The following is a 15,605-nucleotide window of genomic DNA, read 5'->3' on the forward strand; positions in this document are numbered from 1 at the left end:
GGGATCGACGGGGCGGAAGGGGCCGAAGGGGCCGGGGGCGACGCCCGAGGCGGGGGCGCCGGTTCGCCGGGCCGGTTCGGCGGTGTACCGGTGCGCGGAGGCGACGCCCGGGTCAGCGCGATCGGCAAGGACGGCGAGACGAACGTGCCTGCCGCGCCGCGCATCTGCAGATAGCCCTCGTCGACCAGGATCGTGTAGGCCTGTTCGACGGTGCCGCGCGCCGTGTTCAGTTGCGTCGCCAGGCCGCGCAGCGCGGGTACGCGGTCGCCGGGGCGCAGGTGGCCGGCCGCGATCGCGGCCCGGAACCGCTCGCAAATCTGCAGATAGAGCGGCAACTGGTGCTGCCGATCGATTTCGATGGTCAGTGCAAGGGTGGGTTCAGACATCACGGCCTCTCGGGTAACGCAGCAGGGACGGGATCGGATCCAGCTTGGACTAGTCCGATCGCCGATTCTTGGCACTGATGGATAGGACATGATTCTTCCACAATTGCGTCACGCGATGCGACGGACATGGCCGCCTTCTCCGGATCCGGCACCCGTCATGCCCGGTCGCATTCCCGTCAAATCCAATCGTCAGGAGATTGTGCGATGAAAATCGTTGTCATCGGTGGTTCGGGCCTGATCGGCTCGCGTGTCGTCACGCTGCTCGCCGAAGCGGGTCATCAGGCGCTGGCCGCCTCGCCGCGCACCGGCGTCAATACCGTCACGGGAGAGGGGCTGACCGATGCATTGACGGACGCCGATGTGGTCGTGGACGTGGCGAACGCGCCGTCGTGGGAGCCGCAGGCGGTACTGGACTTCTTCCGCACCTCGGCACGCAATCTCGGCAAGGCCGAAGTGGCCGCGGGCGTGCGCCATCACGTCGCGCTGTCGATCGTCGGCTGCGACCGGATGCCGGAGAACGGCTATTTCCTGGCCAAGGTCGCGCAGGAACAGGCAATCGAAGCGGCGGGCGTGCCGTACACGATCGTGCGCGCGACGCAATTCATGGAATTCATCGGCGGCATTGCGGACTTCAGCACGCAAGACGGCACGGTCCGCATCGGCGATGGCCTGTTTCAGCCGATCGCCGCGGAAGACGTGTCGGCGCTCGTCGCGCAGATCGCGCTCGCCGGGCCGCAGAACGGCACGGTCGAGATCGCGGGCCCGGATCGCGCGCCGTTCGCGGAGATCGTCGCGCGCTACCTGAAATCGGTCGGCGATCCCCGCGCGGTGGTGACCGATCGCGAGGCCCGCTACTACGGCGGCCGCGTCGAGGAAACCTCGCTGGTGCCGCTCGGGGATGCGCGACTCGGCCGCATCGGCCTCGACGCGTGGCTGGCGCGAGGCTGATTCGCGTTCGCACATGTGACGGTTCGCAGGCGCCCGCGGATCGCGGGCAATCGGGATGATTGGCATGGGGGCAGCGGAAAATGAATCATTCGGAACCATCGGAGTACGGCGTGCGGCGCGACCTGGCCGGTCGCGCCAATGCCCTGTCGGCGAGCTTTGGTGCGAGCTATGCGGGCATCCTGGCATTCGTTGCCGTGGCGAGCGAGGGCAGCTTCACCAAGGCCGCCGAACGGCTCGGCGTCGGGCGGCCGGCCGTGAGCCGGAACGTCCAGAAGCTGGAGGCGCAACTGAGCACGCGGCTGTTCCAGCGGACCACGCGCACGACCGAACTGACGTGCGAGGGCCGGCGATTCTACGAGAACTGCCATCAGGGCGTGGCGCAGATCGTGGAAGCCATGAACGACATGCTCGAGTTGCGGCAGGGGCCGCCGCGCGGCCTCATTCGCATCAGCTCGGCCGTGGGCTTCGGCAGGAAGATCGTGGCGCCGCTGCTGGCCAGATTCACGGACGCGTACCCGGACATCGACATCGACCTGCTGCTCGACGACCGGCCGATCGACCTGGTGTCCGAGCGGATCGACGTGTCGTTCCGCAACGGGCGCATCGAGGATTCCAGCATCATCGCGCGCCAGTTGATTCCGATGCAGATGGCGCTCTGCGCGGCGCCGTCGTACGTGGCGACGCACGGGCTGCCGCAGAGCCTGGACGACCTCGACCGGCACGCGTGCATCAATTTCAGGTTCGCGAGCGGACGCCTGTTCGAATGGGAGTTCAATGTCGACGGCCGCCCGCGGAAGTACCTGCCGACCTCGCGCCTCACGTTCAACGACGCGGACCTGGTATTGCGCGCGGTGCTGAACGGAGCGGGCATCGCACAGTTGGCGGGCTACCAGATCCGCGACCATCTCGCATCGAAGGCGCTCGTCGTCGCGCTGGCGAAGCATGTGCCGGAAGATCGCGGCCACTACATCTGCTATCTGAGCCGGCAACACCTGCCGACGCGCATCCGGATCTTCGTCGATTTCATGACCGAGCAGATTCGCGCGCTCGACCTGAACTGCATGACGCAGTTCAACCGGGATCTCACGGTTGCTGCGTCGACGGGATTGGCTGCTTGAAGCATAAAGGGCGGTGAGGAAGCGGGCGGCCCGTCGGCTTCCATGGACCTCTTCCACTGGCCGCGTTTTTTCATCGGTCGCAGCAACGACGCGCGACGAACGGCGAGTCCGGCGCGCAAAGCCGCCCGCCGGATGATCGATAACTGCGTTTTAATGAATGGGCGGTTTATTCAATATCGCGCAATTGAAGTCGAGCTAAAACAGGTTGAAATGAAAAACGAATCGGGCGTTTGATTAAAATTAAAAAACGATCAATACGGAACGTTTATTTTTCCGGGTTTAGCGGATAAGGTTCGGTTCGGTGAAAGTGATTTGTCAGAAAGCGCGGCGCTTCATCATCGCGTGCCGCGGTTTCATCTGGTTTGCCGCTTTTGCCGATCAGTGTGCGCGACGACGTGTCGACAGGAACCCCTGCCGGGGATCCCGCGGCATGCCCGATACGCGCATATCCGTTCCGACATCGACGTCATGAGGGCTCATGAACAAGATCATCCGCAGATACGTTGCTTCCGTGGTGCCATGCGCGTTGACCGGCGTGGCACTGCTGGTCGCGGCGGCCGGTGCTCACGCGCACGGCCGTTTGACCGAACCGCCTTCGCGTATCGTGCTGTGCACGCAAGGGCAGAATCCGAACTGCCAGGTCGACGCCTGGCACGCGAACGCGATGGAGAACGGCAAGTTCTTCCCCGCGACGCAAAGCGGCCTGTCCGATCCGTTCGCGCCGGCCGACGCGAAGAATGCCGCACCGCCGCCGGACGGCGAAATCGCCGGCGCCAGCACGAACGGCCCGCTGCCCGTGCTGAACGAGCAGTCGCCGAGCCGCTGGCAGAAGATCCCGCTGCGGCCGGGCGCGTTGCAGAATTTCAAATGGGAATTCAGCGCCGTGCACAAGACGCGTCGCTGGAACTACTTCGTGACGCGCGCCGACTGGAACCCGTCGGAAAAGCTCACGCGCGCGCAGTTCGAGCCCACGCCGTTCTGCACGATCCAGAATCCCGGCCAGCCTTACTGGGACCCGAACGCGAACCTGGTGCCCCAGCAGCCGACCATTCATCAATGCCGGTTGCCGGTGCGTAGCGGGTACCACGTCATCCTCGCGGTGTGGGAAGTCGCGGATACGGCGATGGCGTTCTATCAGGTCGTCGACGCGACGTTCACCAACGGCGATACGACACGCAGCCCGTTCTGATACCGCTGCAACCTGACACGCCCGGCGATGCCCGGGCGTCATGAACGGAAGCACACCGCTCAAGCGCGCGGATGCGCTCGCCGACCGACCGGGCCGTGTCCCGCTCGGCTTGCCGAAGCAGCACCATCATTGCCCCTCCACCCACCCGCGCGACGCCGTCGTACGGCCGGATCGCATCGCCTGAATTTCGTCGCTTTGAACAATCGGTCGGATGGCTGCGAGCTATCCGTTTGAATGATCGAATCGCGACAATTGCAATATTGCGACGCGATCGCGTGAATATTTCGGGGTTCGATATTGATGGAAATAATCGATTCCAGGGTTGATGCCTGATGATTATGTAGTATAACAAATCGAAGTGCCGGCGCTGAATTGAAGGATCACTACATCGGCCGTCGAATTGTTTTCCGTCGTTGAGATAAAGACGGAATCAATATCGGAATTTGTCTTCAAGCGGCAATTTGTCAGGTTGATTTCTTTTGAATTCGACCTGGGCGGAGCGTTGTCAATCGAAAGGGGAAATCATGGACCAGACCGGAATCGAGGGCATGAAAATGAAGCGCAACCCGCACACCGGAATCATGCGGCGATCGACCTTGAAGGGCGCGCTGGCGCTTCTGTTGGCAGGGTCGTTTTTAGGCGCCGGCGCGGCCGCGGCGGGCGGGACGGGTACCGGCACGGCGCCGGCATTCGTCTATAGCCCGTACAAGGACGCGACGATTTCGATGAACTGGAACACCAACGTCATCTCGACGAACGTCACGGGGCAGTTGAGCCCCGTGCTGTCGGTGCTGCCAACCGGTGTCCGTACGATGACGCTCGCGTTCGCGACCGGTGAATGCGGCAGCGAGAACTGGGCAGGCGTCGACGGCGGCGCGATGGCGGCTGCCAATGTGCCGCTGTTCACCGCGGCCAACGTGAATTACGTGATTTCCACCGGCGGCGCGGCCGGCATGTTCACGTGCGGGACGGATGCGGGCATGGCGGCCTTCATCGATCGTTATGCATCGAGCAACCTGATCGGGATCGATTTCGATATCGAGGGCGGGCAGACGCAACAGGTGATCAACGATCTCGTCCAGCGCGTGGCCGTCGCCCAGCGGAAATATCCCGGCCTGCGCTTCAGCTTTACGCTCGCGACGCTGGCCCCTTCCCAGCAGGGCGCGACCACGGCCAGCTCGTGGGGCGCCAGCGCCCCCGACAGCTTCAACATCTACGGCGACTGGGTCATGCAGGCGATCCAGGCGGCCGGCCTGAAGAACTACACCATCGACCTGATGACGATGGACTACGGGTCGGCTAGCGCGGGGAACTGCGTGGTCGCGAACGGCACCTGCCAGATGGGACAGTCGGCGATCCAGGCGGCGATGAACCTGCACGATCACTGGGGCGTCCCGTACAGCCAGATCGAGCTGACGCCGATGATCGGCGGCAACGATGTGGTCGGCGAAACCTTTACGCCGGCGGACGCGGACACCGTCGCGCAGTTCGTGAAACAGAATGGTCTCGCGGGTGTCCACTTCTGGTCGTTCGACCGTGACGTCGATTGCCCGCCCGGCGCCGCATCGTCGACGTGCAACTCGATCGGCGGTGTCGGGACGCTCGGTTATACGAACCGGTTTGCCAACGGCCTGGCGCCTGGCCGGTGAACGACGCCGCGCCACGGAGGAGACCATGCGGGGCCGTCCGCATCAGCAGCATCGGGATGACGTTTCCCGTGGTCTCCGATTGCCGCGACCGGCAACCGGAGGCGCCGCTGCCGTCGAGGGCCGTGCCGGCGGCGCTCGACGGATGCGCTCGCCGGGGCGGAGCGTCAGCGTCCGCCCTGGGACGACGCGCCACGCTTGTCGAAGAAGTGCCCCATCAGTTCGAGCAGCGGCCGGCGTCGCTTGGTCACGGCGAATGCCCACTCGTGGGTCTGGCGCGGCGCGTCGGCCGTCGAGACGGCATCGAGCAGCCGTTGTGCGCGCGGCAGGTCGTACCACGGCAACCAGGGGTACGCATGATGGGCGACGTGAAGGTTGAAGTTCAGGATCACCCAGCGTGACCAGAACGGAACGTTGGCGCAGCTATGCGACACCACGTCCTGCTCCCAGAGCGGCGGGCGTGCCGCGTCGTCGGCCAGCAGCGGGATCTCGGCGTGATGCGGAAGGTTGAGCAGTTCGACGGCCATCAGCAACACGATCCACAGGATCGTCGAGAACGCGAAGAGGCTGCCGAGCACGCCCGCTCGATACGCCAGCGCGCCGACCGCCGCGTAGCCGGCCAGGTAGAGCGCGCTGAATGCGATCTCGGTATTCGATTTCGCGCGATGCGCGGGCGTGTCGCGGTGCAGGAACGGTGCGATCCAGTGGCTGAGGAAATGATTGAACGCCATCATCGGGATCCAGTGCCGCCAGATGAATTCGAGCGTACGCGCGCCGCTTTCCGTCATCACGGAAAACTTCTGGATCATCTTGCGATTCTCCGGATCCCGTGTCGGATGCGCGGTCCACGCGTGGTGGCCCAGATGCGATCTGCGCCGCGGCAGATACGGCAACCCGATGATCCATCCGCAGAGATGGCCGATGGCCTCGTTGCAGGCGCGCGTACGCGATGCGGCGTTGTGCAGTGCCTCGTGCAAGATCAGATAGAGGTGAATCAGCGCGAGCGTGGCGAGGACGAGCGCTGCGATGCGTCCGGGCCCGCCGGCGAGCCAGAGCACCCACGCAGCGGCAAGCAATGCGACATCGGCGAACCAGAGCGCGAGCGTCAGGTGTCCGGTGGGTCCGTTCGGCAATGTCGCCTTGACCGAGCGCCATTCGTCTTGGGTCATGTGCTACCTCGATTGAGTGGATTGATGGGGGGCGCGGCGCGTGGCCGGCGCGGATGTCAGGTGGACAGGATGCGTTGGCCGATCTCGCGGTAGGCGGCATCGAGCACGTCGATGTGTGCGTCGAGGCCGTTCTTGCTCGCGAAGCCGTTGTCGCGCCGGGCGAGCAGCAGGCAGTCGTAGCGCGCGCCGCGGCTCCAGTGCCACGCCGGCAAATAGGCCGTGATGCGGAATCCGGCTTCGAGCATCGCCTTGACCAGGGTCAGCTTGTCGGCGAGCACGATCGCGCCGACATAGGTCGTCGCGCCGCGCCGTTTCAGGAAACGCAGCAGGTCGGCCGTGACGTCGCGCTCGGTCATGAACGGGCCGCCTGCGTGCTGGCAGAGATAGATCGCATCGGCCCGCTCGTCGACACGAAACGTGAAGTCGTCCGCGCACTCGTACCCATGCCCCCAGAAACAGGTATCGGGATAGGGTGCCGGCATCCCGGCGACACCGAGCGGTTCGAAGATCGCGCTGCGCAGAACGTCGGACTCGCGGAAGATCGGCGAGAGTGGCAGGCAATGTTTGAAGCGCGGCGAGCGGAATGTCTCGAGCGCGATGACGTGATGTTCACGCACGCCATGCGTGCTGTCGGGCGACCCGTCGTGTCCGACCACGACGCCATCGAGATGACGCAGCAACGCGCGCAGCGCGATATCGGTGCGGGCAATCGCGAATGCCAGGTCGTGATCCGCGGCCGGCAACGTGTCGATCGCGGATTGCATCAGCGCCGACAGGACGCCCAGGTGACGATGGTGCCGGGAAATCATCGCGCGGCCGTACTCCCACGAGCGATTCTGCGCGTTGTAGCTGACGCTCATGCAACCGATCGTGGCGTGCGTCTCCTCTTCGGCGACAAACCACAGTTCCGACTTGTTCGAGACGGCGCGCCTCACGTAGCCCGCATCGAGACAGGGGTGCGACGAGTCGCCGTATTCCCGTTCGAACAGCGTGCAGATTCCCGATGTGTCCGACACCGTTCCGCGGCGTATCCGGAGTGGCCGGTGGCGGGCGCCGTTGGGCTCGACGCCGTTCCCGGCCGCGGTGCTGCCATCAATTGAATTCATCGCCTTGCTTGCCCGGGTGAGGGTGGGTGGTGGCGCGAATCGAGAGGTGACCCGCGCATCGTCGGCGACGACTTTAATTATCCTTACGTTTGATTGTCAAACAAATTCAATCGATTTATTCATTGTTGATTTCATTTGAATGATGAGGGTGATGGTTGTCTAAAATGAGCGTGACGTCTTGAAGAGAATGGCAGACATCGGCTTGTGTGGCGGGTCTCCTGGGGGGTATCGCGTCGCCTGAAAATGGATTGAAGAGATGAAGGCGGTATCCGCAAATCTTCTTCAGGAATTGAATAATTCGTCGGAGTGGTTGAATTGCTGCAAATAAAAATATCGTGACATCGGTTCCTTTTTTTGTTCCTAAAAACAAGGTTGTTTTATTTTTGCTTTTGATGCGTTATAGGTTTCCAATGTAAAAGCTCCGATTTCGCCGGCTGCGGTCGCCGCGCGTCGGCGGTGCTCGACCAGCACGAGGTTGACGGCTTGCCGGCGCCCACCCTGCCCACAAAAATCGACAAATCGGAACAGATGGGCGCAGTGTTCCCGCCTACCATCCGCACGTACCTCACGCATTCGCGCACCACCGCAGTATCGGCAGAGGCATCGCCCGCATTCCGCCGCACGTGTCTCCCTCGCACCCTCGCATCCTGACAAGCCGTCCAACAGGCAAAGGATTCGCCATGTCCGCAAGATCGTTCGCTTCATTCGTGCTGATGCTGCTGCTCGCGGCGTGCGGCGGCGACTCGGATTCGTCCGCGCCCGGCAGCGCATTCGCGGCCACCGCCGTGCGCGCATCGCAGGCCGCCGCGTGGAAACCGCTTGTGCCGGGCACGAGCTGGCAATGGCAGATCGACGGCAACCGGATCAACGAGACGGTGCTGGACGGCGTGAACAACCCGCGCAAGATGTTCGACGTCGACATGGAGCTGACCGATGCCGGCACGATCCAGCGCCTGAAGGCGAAGGGCATCTATGTCGTCTGCTACATGGAGGTGGGCGGGCGCGAGGACACCCGTGGCGACGCCGGCAAGTTTCCGGACAGCGTGCTCGGCAATCCCGTCGAAGGATACGAGGATCACGAACGCTGGCTGGACATCCGCCAGACCACGATCCTGATGCCGCTGATGCTGGCGCGCCTCGACCAGGCGAAGAAGAAGGGCTGCGACGGCATCGAGCCGGATCTCGACGACAGCTATCGCCAGGAAACCGGCTTTCCGCTGACGCGTGACGACCAACTGCGGTACAACACGGCGCTGATCGCCGCCGCGCACGATCGCGGGATGTCGATGGGCCTCAAGAACGGCTCGGGTATCGCTGCCGCGATGGCGAAAGTGGCCGATTGGGCGCTCAACGAGCAATGCAACAGATTCCACGAGTGCGGTGACTACGCGAGCTTCGTCGCGCTGAACAAGGCCGTGTTCAATGTCGAGTACACGCGCCCGGACGGCATGACGCTCGCGGATTTCTGCCCGGCGGACAACCAGGCCAATTTCGACGGCATCCTGAAACTGTCGAGTGACACGCTGGCGGCGCTGCCGCGTGCGGCCTGCCGGTTCGAGTGAGCGGCGGCGCGCGTCGTCGAGTGCGATCGCATCGGCCGCGATGACGACGCGGGCATCGCGACTGCGCGCACGGACGGGTGCGTGCGCCCAGGCATCGGTGCGGCATCGACAGCATTCCGGTTCGCGGCCCGCGTCGCCCGGGCCGGCCATTGACGCAGGTCAACCGCATTCCCCACGCAGGCCATACAGTCGAGTCGAGCGCTCGCGCGATGCCGCACGCCACTGTGCGCCGCATGCGGGATGGCGGCGGCGACCGGGCCGGATTCGCGCCGGGCGTGTTCATGCCGCCCGCTGGCGGGCGGAACGCGATGCGTTGCGGGGCAGGCTGATGAACCAACGGTTATGGGCGCTCGGCGTGCTGCTTGCATTGGCCGCGTGCGCCGGTGCGGAACGGAACACGGCCTTCCGCGCGACGGAAACGCAATTGTTCGCGACGCGCCAGGCCGCGGTGCTGCAGTGTTCGACACCTGCCGAATGCGACCGCGCGTGGCACTTCGCACGCCGCTACGTCGAAGCGCATTCGTCGACCCGGATCACGCGCGCCGATGCGGACACGATCGAAACGGCGGCGCCGATTCTGGCCGGAGAAGTGTATCTGTGGGCCTCCCGAACGACGTCGGGCGGCGCGTCGATGATCCGGCTCAAGGCGATGTGCAAGGGCATGTACGCCAGCGACGGCGGCCCGGGCTGGCGGTACGACGCGTGCGCGACGAAGATCCTCGACATCGAGCGAGGCTTCCGGTCATACGGGAACCCGGCGGGTTCGTCCGACGCGCCGACGGCGCCGGTCGTGCCGCGATGATCCGGCGTCTCGCGTCCGCTCGCGTGCCGGTTTCCGCGTGATTCCGAACCGTTGACCTCCGTCAACGCCCGCTTCCGGCGAACGCCGATGATGAAAACCATGCCGAACGCCGCCGGCGCGTCGGTTCATCCAGCGAGGTCGGTATGTACACGAACATCATGGTCGCCGTGGACGGCAGTCCTTCATCGCGACGCGCGCTCGACGAGGGCTTGAAGGTGGCGCGCTCGTGCGGTGCCCGCCTGTTCGCCGTTTTCGTCGTCGACAAATCGCTGCTGATCACTTACAGCGGGCGCCTGGACCCGGATGCATTGCTCGCCGAGATCCGGCGCGACGGCGCGTCGGTCCTGCGACAAGCGGAACGAACCATCGCGCACGCGGCGGTCAACGGCGAGACGGAACTCGTCGAGACGGAGCTGGGCGAGAGTATCGCCGAACGGCTGCAGCGCTACGTCGCCGAGCGGTCGATCGATCTCGCGGTGGTCGGCACCCACGGGCGGCGCGGGGTCCGGCGGCTGTTCCTCGGCAGCGTCGCCGAACGGTTCCTGCGCGGATCGAGCTGCCCGGTGCTGCTCATGCGCGGCAGCGACGCCGCACCGGCCGCGGCGGCGGCGTAGGGCCGCCATGCACGGGGCGCCGCCAGCCGGCGCCTGCCCGCGCGCAACCTGCCGAGGTGACCATCATGCAGATCTCCTTTCCGTCCGAACATCCGACCTATTGCGGCCTGGATCCGGCACTGACCTTTCCGGCGCTGGTCGAGGGCCGCCGCGTGCACTGCGCGATCACCGCGGCAGCGCTGGAGGATCACTTCCGCGCGGCGTCGCCGCGCGAGCAGGATCTCGTGAAGGCGTTCGCCCGCCACCGTCCCGCGATCGAGCGCGCCGCACGCTGCCTGCTCGAGGAGATGGGCGGCCGGCCGATCCTGCTCCACAGCGGCTATTTCCGGTTCTGCACGTGAGCGCCCGCAGTCGTTGACGCGCATCAAGCGCGTGCCGATACGGGCACTTACGCTGGAATCCTGATGATCGTTCGTCCGTTGTGCGGCACACGGTGCCGCGCCAATCCGGTCTTCATCATGGCGTCGCGCGGGCGGGACGAACGCGCGGGCCGCCTGTCTATCGTTCAAGGAGTACGAACCATGAGCAATGTCACGCGTTACGATCCGTTTTCGATCGAACCCGTCGCCGACCTGTTTCAGGGGCTGTTCAGGCCGCTGCGCGGGATGACGCTTGCGGACGAGCCCGACCTGGCTTCGATGAAGATCGACGTGACGGAAAGCGACGAGGCGTACAAGGTCAACGCGGAACTACCGGGCGTCGCCAAGGACGACATCGACGTCCAGGTGACGGGCAGCACCGTATCGATCCGCGCGAAGATCGAGCGCAACCAGGAGCAGAAGGAGGGCGAACGCGTGATCCGGCGCGAGCGCTACAGCGGTGCGATCAGCCGCTCGTTCTCGCTGTCGGGCGAGATCGACGACGCGAATGCAACGGCGACTTACCAGGACGGCGTGCTGTCGCTGACGCTCCCGAAGAAAGCGCCGGTCGCGCAGAAGAAGCTGGCCATCAGCTGATCGGAGAGCAGGCAGCGGGCGATGCGGGCACGCGTCGTCCGAACGGAGATACCGGCGCGCGGAGCGATCCGCGCGCCGTTTCATTGTGGCGGTCGCGCGAACGCCTGCGCATTCGATCCGGTGCCGCCGGCGCGGGAGCGCTGCGTCTGCGCGTCGGGCGGCGTCCGTTGACCTGCATCAGCGATCCCCGGCCGCGCGTGTGCAACTCTGGAGATGTGCGGCGGACTGGCGCGCCGCGGCTCACAGGAGTGCAGGCGATGAAGACCGACAAGCAGTTGAAGCAGGACGTTCAGGACGAACTGGAGTCCGACCCGGCGATCGACGCGACACGTATCGGTGTCGAGGTGGTCAACCGGATCGTGACGCTCTCGGGTCATCCGCCGAGCTATGCGGAGAAGCTGGCGATCGAGCGGGCGGCGAACCGCGTGGCCGGCGTCAAGGCGCTCGTCGTCGACATGACCGTGCATCTGCCGGACGACGACGTCCGCACCGACGAGGACATCGCGAACGCGGTGCGTTCGGTGCTGCACTGGACGGTCGGGCTGCACGACGACGCGGTGAAGGTGCAGGTCGAACACGGCTGGATCACGCTGTCCGGCAGGGTCGAATGGGCGTACCAGAGCCACCTCGCCGTGCGGGCGATCTCGCAGATGCGCAGCGTGACCGGCGTGACCGACCATATCGCGGTGCAGGGGACGATCGGTTCGGCCGACATCGGCGGCAACATCAAGCGCGCGATCATGCGCCATGCGGAGCGCGAGGCGAAGCACATCGCGATCGAGGTGCGCGACGGCACGGTGCGGCTGTCCGGCAAGGTCGGCTCGTTCTCCGAGCGCAAGGCCGTGCGCGGGGCGGCATGGTCGGCGCGCGGCGTGCGTGCCGTCGTCGACGACCTGGTCGTCGAATAACGCCGGCGAGCGGCAACCGGATGCGCGGTCCGCGCGGAAGGAGGAGTCAAATGACACTGTCAGGCGAGGTGCACGACGCGGACTGGTCGGTGGCGATCGAGACGATCGCCGCCGGAACGGGCGGCTACCGTTGCAGGATCCACGTGACGCTGGTGTCGCCGGAGGGCGCGTGCGAGCGTACGTTCGCGCACAGCCGGGCCCACGACACCGAGCGCGAAGCCGCGATCGACGGGCTGCGCGCCGGGATGACGTGGGTCGAGATGATGAGGTCGAACACGTTCACGGTTTGAGGTCGCGGCACCCGTGCGCATGTCGCACGGGCGCCGGCGTTTCGTTCGCCACGCGACGCAACCGGCGTCGCATCGCGTGTGCATCGACATCGACGTGCCTAGCCGTCCGACCGATCACGGGTGGCACGCGGCGGCGCGGCGCGCGGGACCGGTTCGTCGTCGCGCGCATGCCTGCGTTGCCGCCCGACATGATGCGCGACGGCGTCGGTCACGGTCGGGAAGAAACTGGCACGACCGAACACGTCGAACAGCCCGTAGGCGCGCAGGCGATCCTTCACCGGGCCCTTCATTTCCGCGAAGTCCAGCGCGATCCTCCGTTCCCGGAGTTCCTCGCTCAGCATCACGAGCCGGTCCGCGGCGCTGATGTCGATATCGGTGACGGGCTCGGCCGCGATGACGACGCGCGCAACCGGTGGCGCGGACTTCGCGATCGCCGCGTGCAGATGCTCGCAGAAAATCTCGACGTTCGCGTAGAAGAGCGGCGCATCCCAGCGGAACAGCAGGAGCCCCGGTATCGGCACGGCGTCCGGATGCCGCGCGACGTCGTGATAGCCGCGCACGCCGGCGAGCCGGCCCAGCACCGCATCGTACGGATGCCATGCGCGCCACACGAACGACAGCAGCGACAGCGCGCTGGCGAGCAGGATGCCGGGCACGACGCCCATGCCGATCACGCCGGCGAAGCACAGCACCGAAATCAGGCATTCGCCGCGGCGCATCCGGTACAGCCGCACGACGCTGCGGACGTCCGCGATGCCGAACGCCGCGTAGATCACGACGGCGGCCAGCGCCGCGCGCGGCACGAGGGTCAGCAGCGCCGGGGCGGCGGCGAGCAGGAGCGCGATGCAGGCTGCCGCGACCAGATTCGTGACCTGGCTTTGCGCGCCGGCGGCGATCGCGACGGGCGTACGCGATGCGCTGCTGCTGACCGCGCACCCTTGCATCACGCCGGCCAGCAGATTGGCGGCGCCCAGTGCGAGCAGTTCCTGGTTGCGGTCCGGCGTATCGCCCGCGCGAGTGGACAGTGCGCGCGACAGCATGCTGATGTCGGCGAACGACACCAGCGCGACCGCGATCGCGCCGGACGCAAGCGCGACCAGGTCGGCGACGGAGACGGCCGGCAGATGCGGCACGGGCGCACCGGCAGGCAGGGCGCCGATCGTGGCCACGCCGTGCAACGGCGGCACCTGCGCGATGGCGGTTGCCGCCAGCACCGCGATCAAGACGCCGGGCGCACGCGGCATCATGCGTTTCATCAAAAAAATGGCGGTGAGCGTACCGATGCCGAGCGCGGTCGCGGCAATGGAAAACCGGTGTGCGTTGAGCGCCTGCACGATGCGCGGCACGCTGGCGAACACGTCGCTGCCCGATACCGGCATGCCCAGCAGTTCCGGCAACCGGCCGATCGCGAGCGCAATGGCGATGCCGTTCAGGTAGCCGTACTGGATCGGACGCGACAGCAGATCGGTGACGAAGCCGAGGCGGAGCGCGCCGAGCAGGATGCAGATCGTGCCGGCCGACAGCGCCAGCGCGCCGGCGAGCGCGATGGCGCGCTGCGGATCGTGCCCGGCGAGCGGGGCGATGGCGCCGGCGATCAGCGCGGCCAGTGCCGAATCCGGGCCGAGGACGAGGATCCGGCTCGGGCCGAGCAGCGCATACGCGAGCAACGCGGCGATCGACGCATGGAGCCCCGTGATGGCGGGCAGGCCGGCCGCCTCGGCATAGCTCATGCCGACGGGCACCAGCACGGCCGACAGCGCGATGCCCGCATAGAGATCGCGCGAGAACCATGCGCGCCGGTAGTTCGCGAGCATGGTGAAGCCCGGGAACAGGTGGGCAACGCGGGCGGAAAGCGGCCGGTTCATTGCGGCTTCGGCTTCGGCGTCGTGCGGCGGCGCGCCGGCCGCGCCGTGCGCCGCCGCGCATACCAGCCGCCGATCGCGCGCCAGATGTCCGGGGCGGATTCGCAGTACGTGAACAGGTCGAGATCGGCGCGAGCGATCATCCCTTCGTCGGCGAGGAAGGCCAGGTCCACCGCGCGGCGCCAGTGCGCTTCGCCGACGAGGATGACCGGCAGCGGCGGGATCTTGCGCGTCTGCAGCAGCGTCAGGACTTCGAACAGCTCGTCGAACGTGCCGTAGCCGCCGGGGAAGAATACCGCCGCCTTCGCGCGTTCGAGCAGGTGCAGCTTGCGGATCGCGAAATAGTGAAACCGGAAGCAAAGACCGGGCGTGATGTACGGATTCGGTGCCTGTTCGCGCGGCAGCTCGATGTTGAAGCCGATGCTCGGCGCGCCGCGCTCGTATGCGCCGCGATTGGCGGCCTCCATGATGCCGGGGCCGCCGCCGGTGACGATGGCGAGCCGCGCGGCGCGCGTGCACCGGTCGGCGTGGCCGACGATGCGCCCGAATTCGCGCGCGACGCGGTAATACACGCTGTGCTCGACGAGCCGGCTCGCCGCCGCGACCGCGTGACGCCGGCCCGCATCGTGCGGCCGCGCCGCGAGCAGGCGATGGGCTTCGTTCAGCCGCGCGTTCGCGACGGCCGGGGCAACGATGCGCGTGCTGCCGTAGATCACGACGGCATGGCCGATGCGTTCGTTCTGCAGGCGTTCCTCGGCCTTCCAGTAGTCGAGTTGCAGCCGGATGCCGCGCATGCCCGCGCGCTGCAGGAGGGTGGCATCGTCGTCGGCGGGCGTGCAGTCCGGGCGGTTGGCGAGACGCGGCGCGCGATGCGGGATGCGCTGGACGCGGTCGTTGCCGACGATCGCATCGGGCCGTGTGCGAGCGCGTTTGCCGGGCGCGGCCGCCGACGTCAGGGAGGCTGCGGCACGGCGGCGCACTCCACCTCGCGCGGTACCGACGGGAACGCGTTTGACGACGGTCGACATGAGCGGCTGGCTGGCGGGCCG

17 protein-coding genes are annotated in these 15,605 nt (G+C 66.3%); 12 read left to right on the forward strand and 5 right to left on the reverse strand.

Going from position 1 to position 15,605, the window contains the following annotated elements:
• A partial coding sequence (locus tag G3N96_RS02010) for a GntR family transcriptional regulator (RefSeq protein ID WP_241022423.1) occupies positions 1-386 on the reverse strand: 386 nt, incomplete at its 3' end.
• 204 nt (positions 387-590) lie between these two features.
• Here G3N96_RS02010 and G3N96_RS02015 point away from each other — a divergent pair.
• The 5 genes from G3N96_RS02015 to G3N96_RS02035 all read left to right on the forward strand — a co-directional run bounded on the left by G3N96_RS02015 (position 591) and on the right by G3N96_RS02035 (position 5,290).
• Positions 591-1,334, forward strand: a complete 744-nt coding sequence (locus tag G3N96_RS02015) for an SDR family oxidoreductase (RefSeq protein ID WP_206136056.1) — start codon at positions 591-593, stop codon at positions 1,332-1,334.
• Positions 1,335-1,414: 80 nt separating this feature from the next.
• Positions 1,415-2,452 (forward strand): LysR family transcriptional regulator, encoded by a 1,038-nt coding sequence (locus G3N96_RS02020; RefSeq protein ID WP_124579487.1) that lies wholly within the window; start codon positions 1,415-1,417, stop codon positions 2,450-2,452.
• 42 nt (positions 2,453-2,494) lie between these two features.
• Positions 2,495-2,686 (forward strand): hypothetical protein, encoded by a 192-nt coding sequence (locus G3N96_RS02025; RefSeq protein WP_206136057.1) that lies wholly within the window; start codon positions 2,495-2,497, stop codon positions 2,684-2,686.
• A gap of 244 nt (positions 2,687-2,930) precedes the next feature.
• Positions 2,931-3,641, forward strand: a complete 711-nt coding sequence (locus tag G3N96_RS02030; RefSeq protein ID WP_241022424.1) for a lytic polysaccharide monooxygenase auxiliary activity family 9 protein — start codon at positions 2,931-2,933, stop codon at positions 3,639-3,641.
• Between the two features lie 524 nt (positions 3,642-4,165).
• Complete coding sequence (locus tag G3N96_RS02035; RefSeq protein ID WP_241022425.1) at positions 4,166-5,290, forward strand: chitinase; 1,125 nt, start codon at positions 4,166-4,168, stop codon at positions 5,288-5,290.
• A gap of 164 nt (positions 5,291-5,454) precedes the next feature.
• Here the strand turns inward: G3N96_RS02035 and G3N96_RS02040 are convergent, their stop codons facing one another.
• A complete protein-coding gene (locus G3N96_RS02040) occupies positions 5,455-6,456 on the reverse strand; it encodes a fatty acid desaturase (protein WP_206136058.1) in 1,002 nt (333 codons plus the stop codon).
• A gap of 56 nt (positions 6,457-6,512) precedes the next feature.
• Positions 6,513-7,472 (reverse strand): hypothetical protein, encoded by a 960-nt coding sequence (locus G3N96_RS02045; RefSeq protein ID WP_346778866.1) that lies wholly within the window; start codon positions 7,470-7,472, stop codon positions 6,513-6,515.
• A 770-nt stretch (positions 7,473-8,242) separates the two neighbouring features.
• Here G3N96_RS02045 and G3N96_RS02050 point away from each other — a divergent pair.
• The 7 genes from G3N96_RS02050 to G3N96_RS02080 all read left to right on the forward strand — a co-directional run bounded on the left by G3N96_RS02050 (position 8,243) and on the right by G3N96_RS02080 (position 12,694).
• Positions 8,243-9,124 (forward strand): endo alpha-1,4 polygalactosaminidase, encoded by an 882-nt coding sequence (locus tag G3N96_RS02050; protein WP_206136060.1) that lies wholly within the window; start codon positions 8,243-8,245, stop codon positions 9,122-9,124.
• A gap of 328 nt (positions 9,125-9,452) precedes the next feature.
• Positions 9,453-9,926 (forward strand): hypothetical protein, encoded by a 474-nt coding sequence (locus tag G3N96_RS02055; protein ID WP_206136061.1) that lies wholly within the window; start codon positions 9,453-9,455, stop codon positions 9,924-9,926.
• A gap of 143 nt (positions 9,927-10,069) precedes the next feature.
• A complete protein-coding gene (locus tag G3N96_RS02060) occupies positions 10,070-10,540 on the forward strand; it encodes a universal stress protein (RefSeq protein ID WP_206136062.1) in 471 nt (156 codons plus the stop codon).
• Between the two features lie 65 nt (positions 10,541-10,605).
• Positions 10,606-10,881 (forward strand): DUF1488 domain-containing protein, encoded by a 276-nt coding sequence (locus tag G3N96_RS02065; protein WP_124579476.1) that lies wholly within the window; start codon positions 10,606-10,608, stop codon positions 10,879-10,881.
• 180 nt (positions 10,882-11,061) lie between these two features.
• On the forward strand, positions 11,062-11,496 hold the full coding sequence (locus tag G3N96_RS02070; RefSeq protein ID WP_206136063.1) for an Hsp20/alpha crystallin family protein: 435 nt from the start codon (positions 11,062-11,064) through the stop codon (positions 11,494-11,496).
• A 257-nt stretch (positions 11,497-11,753) separates the two neighbouring features.
• Positions 11,754-12,404 carry a BON domain-containing protein gene (locus tag G3N96_RS02075; protein WP_039353456.1) on the forward strand — a complete coding sequence of 217 codons (651 nt, stop codon included), beginning with the start codon at positions 11,754-11,756 and terminating at the stop codon, positions 12,402-12,404.
• Between the two features lie 50 nt (positions 12,405-12,454).
• Complete coding sequence (locus G3N96_RS02080) at positions 12,455-12,694, forward strand: hypothetical protein (protein WP_206136064.1); 240 nt, start codon at positions 12,455-12,457, stop codon at positions 12,692-12,694.
• 98 nt (positions 12,695-12,792) lie between these two features.
• Here G3N96_RS02080 and G3N96_RS02085 read toward each other — a convergent pair whose 3' ends face one another.
• Positions 12,793-14,559 (reverse strand): SulP family inorganic anion transporter, encoded by a 1,767-nt coding sequence (locus G3N96_RS02085; RefSeq protein WP_206136065.1) that lies wholly within the window; start codon positions 14,557-14,559, stop codon positions 12,793-12,795.
• Positions 14,556-15,584, reverse strand: coding sequence for a TIGR00730 family Rossman fold protein (locus G3N96_RS02090; RefSeq protein WP_206136066.1), 1,029 nt, complete (start codon positions 15,582-15,584; stop codon positions 14,556-14,558). Before G3N96_RS02090 ends, G3N96_RS02085 begins: the two co-directional genes overlap by 4 nt.
• Positions 15,585-15,605: the final 21 nt, after the last annotated feature.

It is taken from the genome of Burkholderia sp. Se-20373 (genome assembly GCF_017104705.1).
Lineage (GTDB): Bacteria > Pseudomonadota > Gammaproteobacteria > Burkholderiales > Burkholderiaceae > Burkholderia.

What these genes read in the sequence shown, in the direction of transcription:
- G3N96_RS02080 (WP_206136064.1), top strand. Translation starts at nt 12,455, where the DNA reads ATGACACTGTCAGGCGAGGTGCACGACGCGGACTGGTCGGTGGCGATC.
- G3N96_RS02075 (WP_039353456.1), top strand. Translation starts at nt 11,754, where the DNA reads ATGAAGACCGACAAGCAGTTGAAGCAGGACGTTCAGGACGAACTGGAG.
- G3N96_RS02015 (WP_206136056.1), top strand. Translation starts at nt 591, where the DNA reads ATGAAAATCGTTGTCATCGGTGGTTCGGGCCTGATCGGCTCGCGTGTC.
- G3N96_RS02035 (WP_241022425.1), top strand. Translation starts at nt 4,166, where the DNA reads ATGGACCAGACCGGAATCGAGGGCATGAAAATGAAGCGCAACCCGCAC.
- G3N96_RS02060 (WP_206136062.1), top strand. Translation starts at nt 10,070, where the DNA reads ATGTACACGAACATCATGGTCGCCGTGGACGGCAGTCCTTCATCGCGA.
- G3N96_RS02040 (WP_206136058.1), bottom strand. Translation starts at nt 6,456, where the DNA reads ATGACCCAAGACGAATGGCGCTCGGTCAAGGCGACATTGCCGAACGGA.
- G3N96_RS02065 (WP_124579476.1), top strand. Translation starts at nt 10,606, where the DNA reads ATGCAGATCTCCTTTCCGTCCGAACATCCGACCTATTGCGGCCTGGAT.
- G3N96_RS02020 (WP_124579487.1), top strand. Translation starts at nt 1,415, where the DNA reads ATGAATCATTCGGAACCATCGGAGTACGGCGTGCGGCGCGACCTGGCC.
- G3N96_RS02025 (WP_206136057.1), top strand. Translation starts at nt 2,495, where the DNA reads ATGGACCTCTTCCACTGGCCGCGTTTTTTCATCGGTCGCAGCAACGAC.
- G3N96_RS02030 (WP_241022424.1), top strand. Translation starts at nt 2,931, where the DNA reads ATGAACAAGATCATCCGCAGATACGTTGCTTCCGTGGTGCCATGCGCG.
- G3N96_RS02070 (WP_206136063.1), top strand. Translation starts at nt 11,062, where the DNA reads ATGAGCAATGTCACGCGTTACGATCCGTTTTCGATCGAACCCGTCGCC.
- G3N96_RS02055 (WP_206136061.1), top strand. Translation starts at nt 9,453, where the DNA reads ATGAACCAACGGTTATGGGCGCTCGGCGTGCTGCTTGCATTGGCCGCG.
- G3N96_RS02090 (WP_206136066.1), bottom strand. Translation starts at nt 15,584, where the DNA reads ATGTCGACCGTCGTCAAACGCGTTCCCGTCGGTACCGCGCGAGGTGGA.
- G3N96_RS02050 (WP_206136060.1), top strand. Translation starts at nt 8,243, where the DNA reads ATGTCCGCAAGATCGTTCGCTTCATTCGTGCTGATGCTGCTGCTCGCG.
- G3N96_RS02085 (WP_206136065.1), bottom strand. Translation starts at nt 14,559, where the DNA reads ATGAACCGGCCGCTTTCCGCCCGCGTTGCCCACCTGTTCCCGGGCTTC.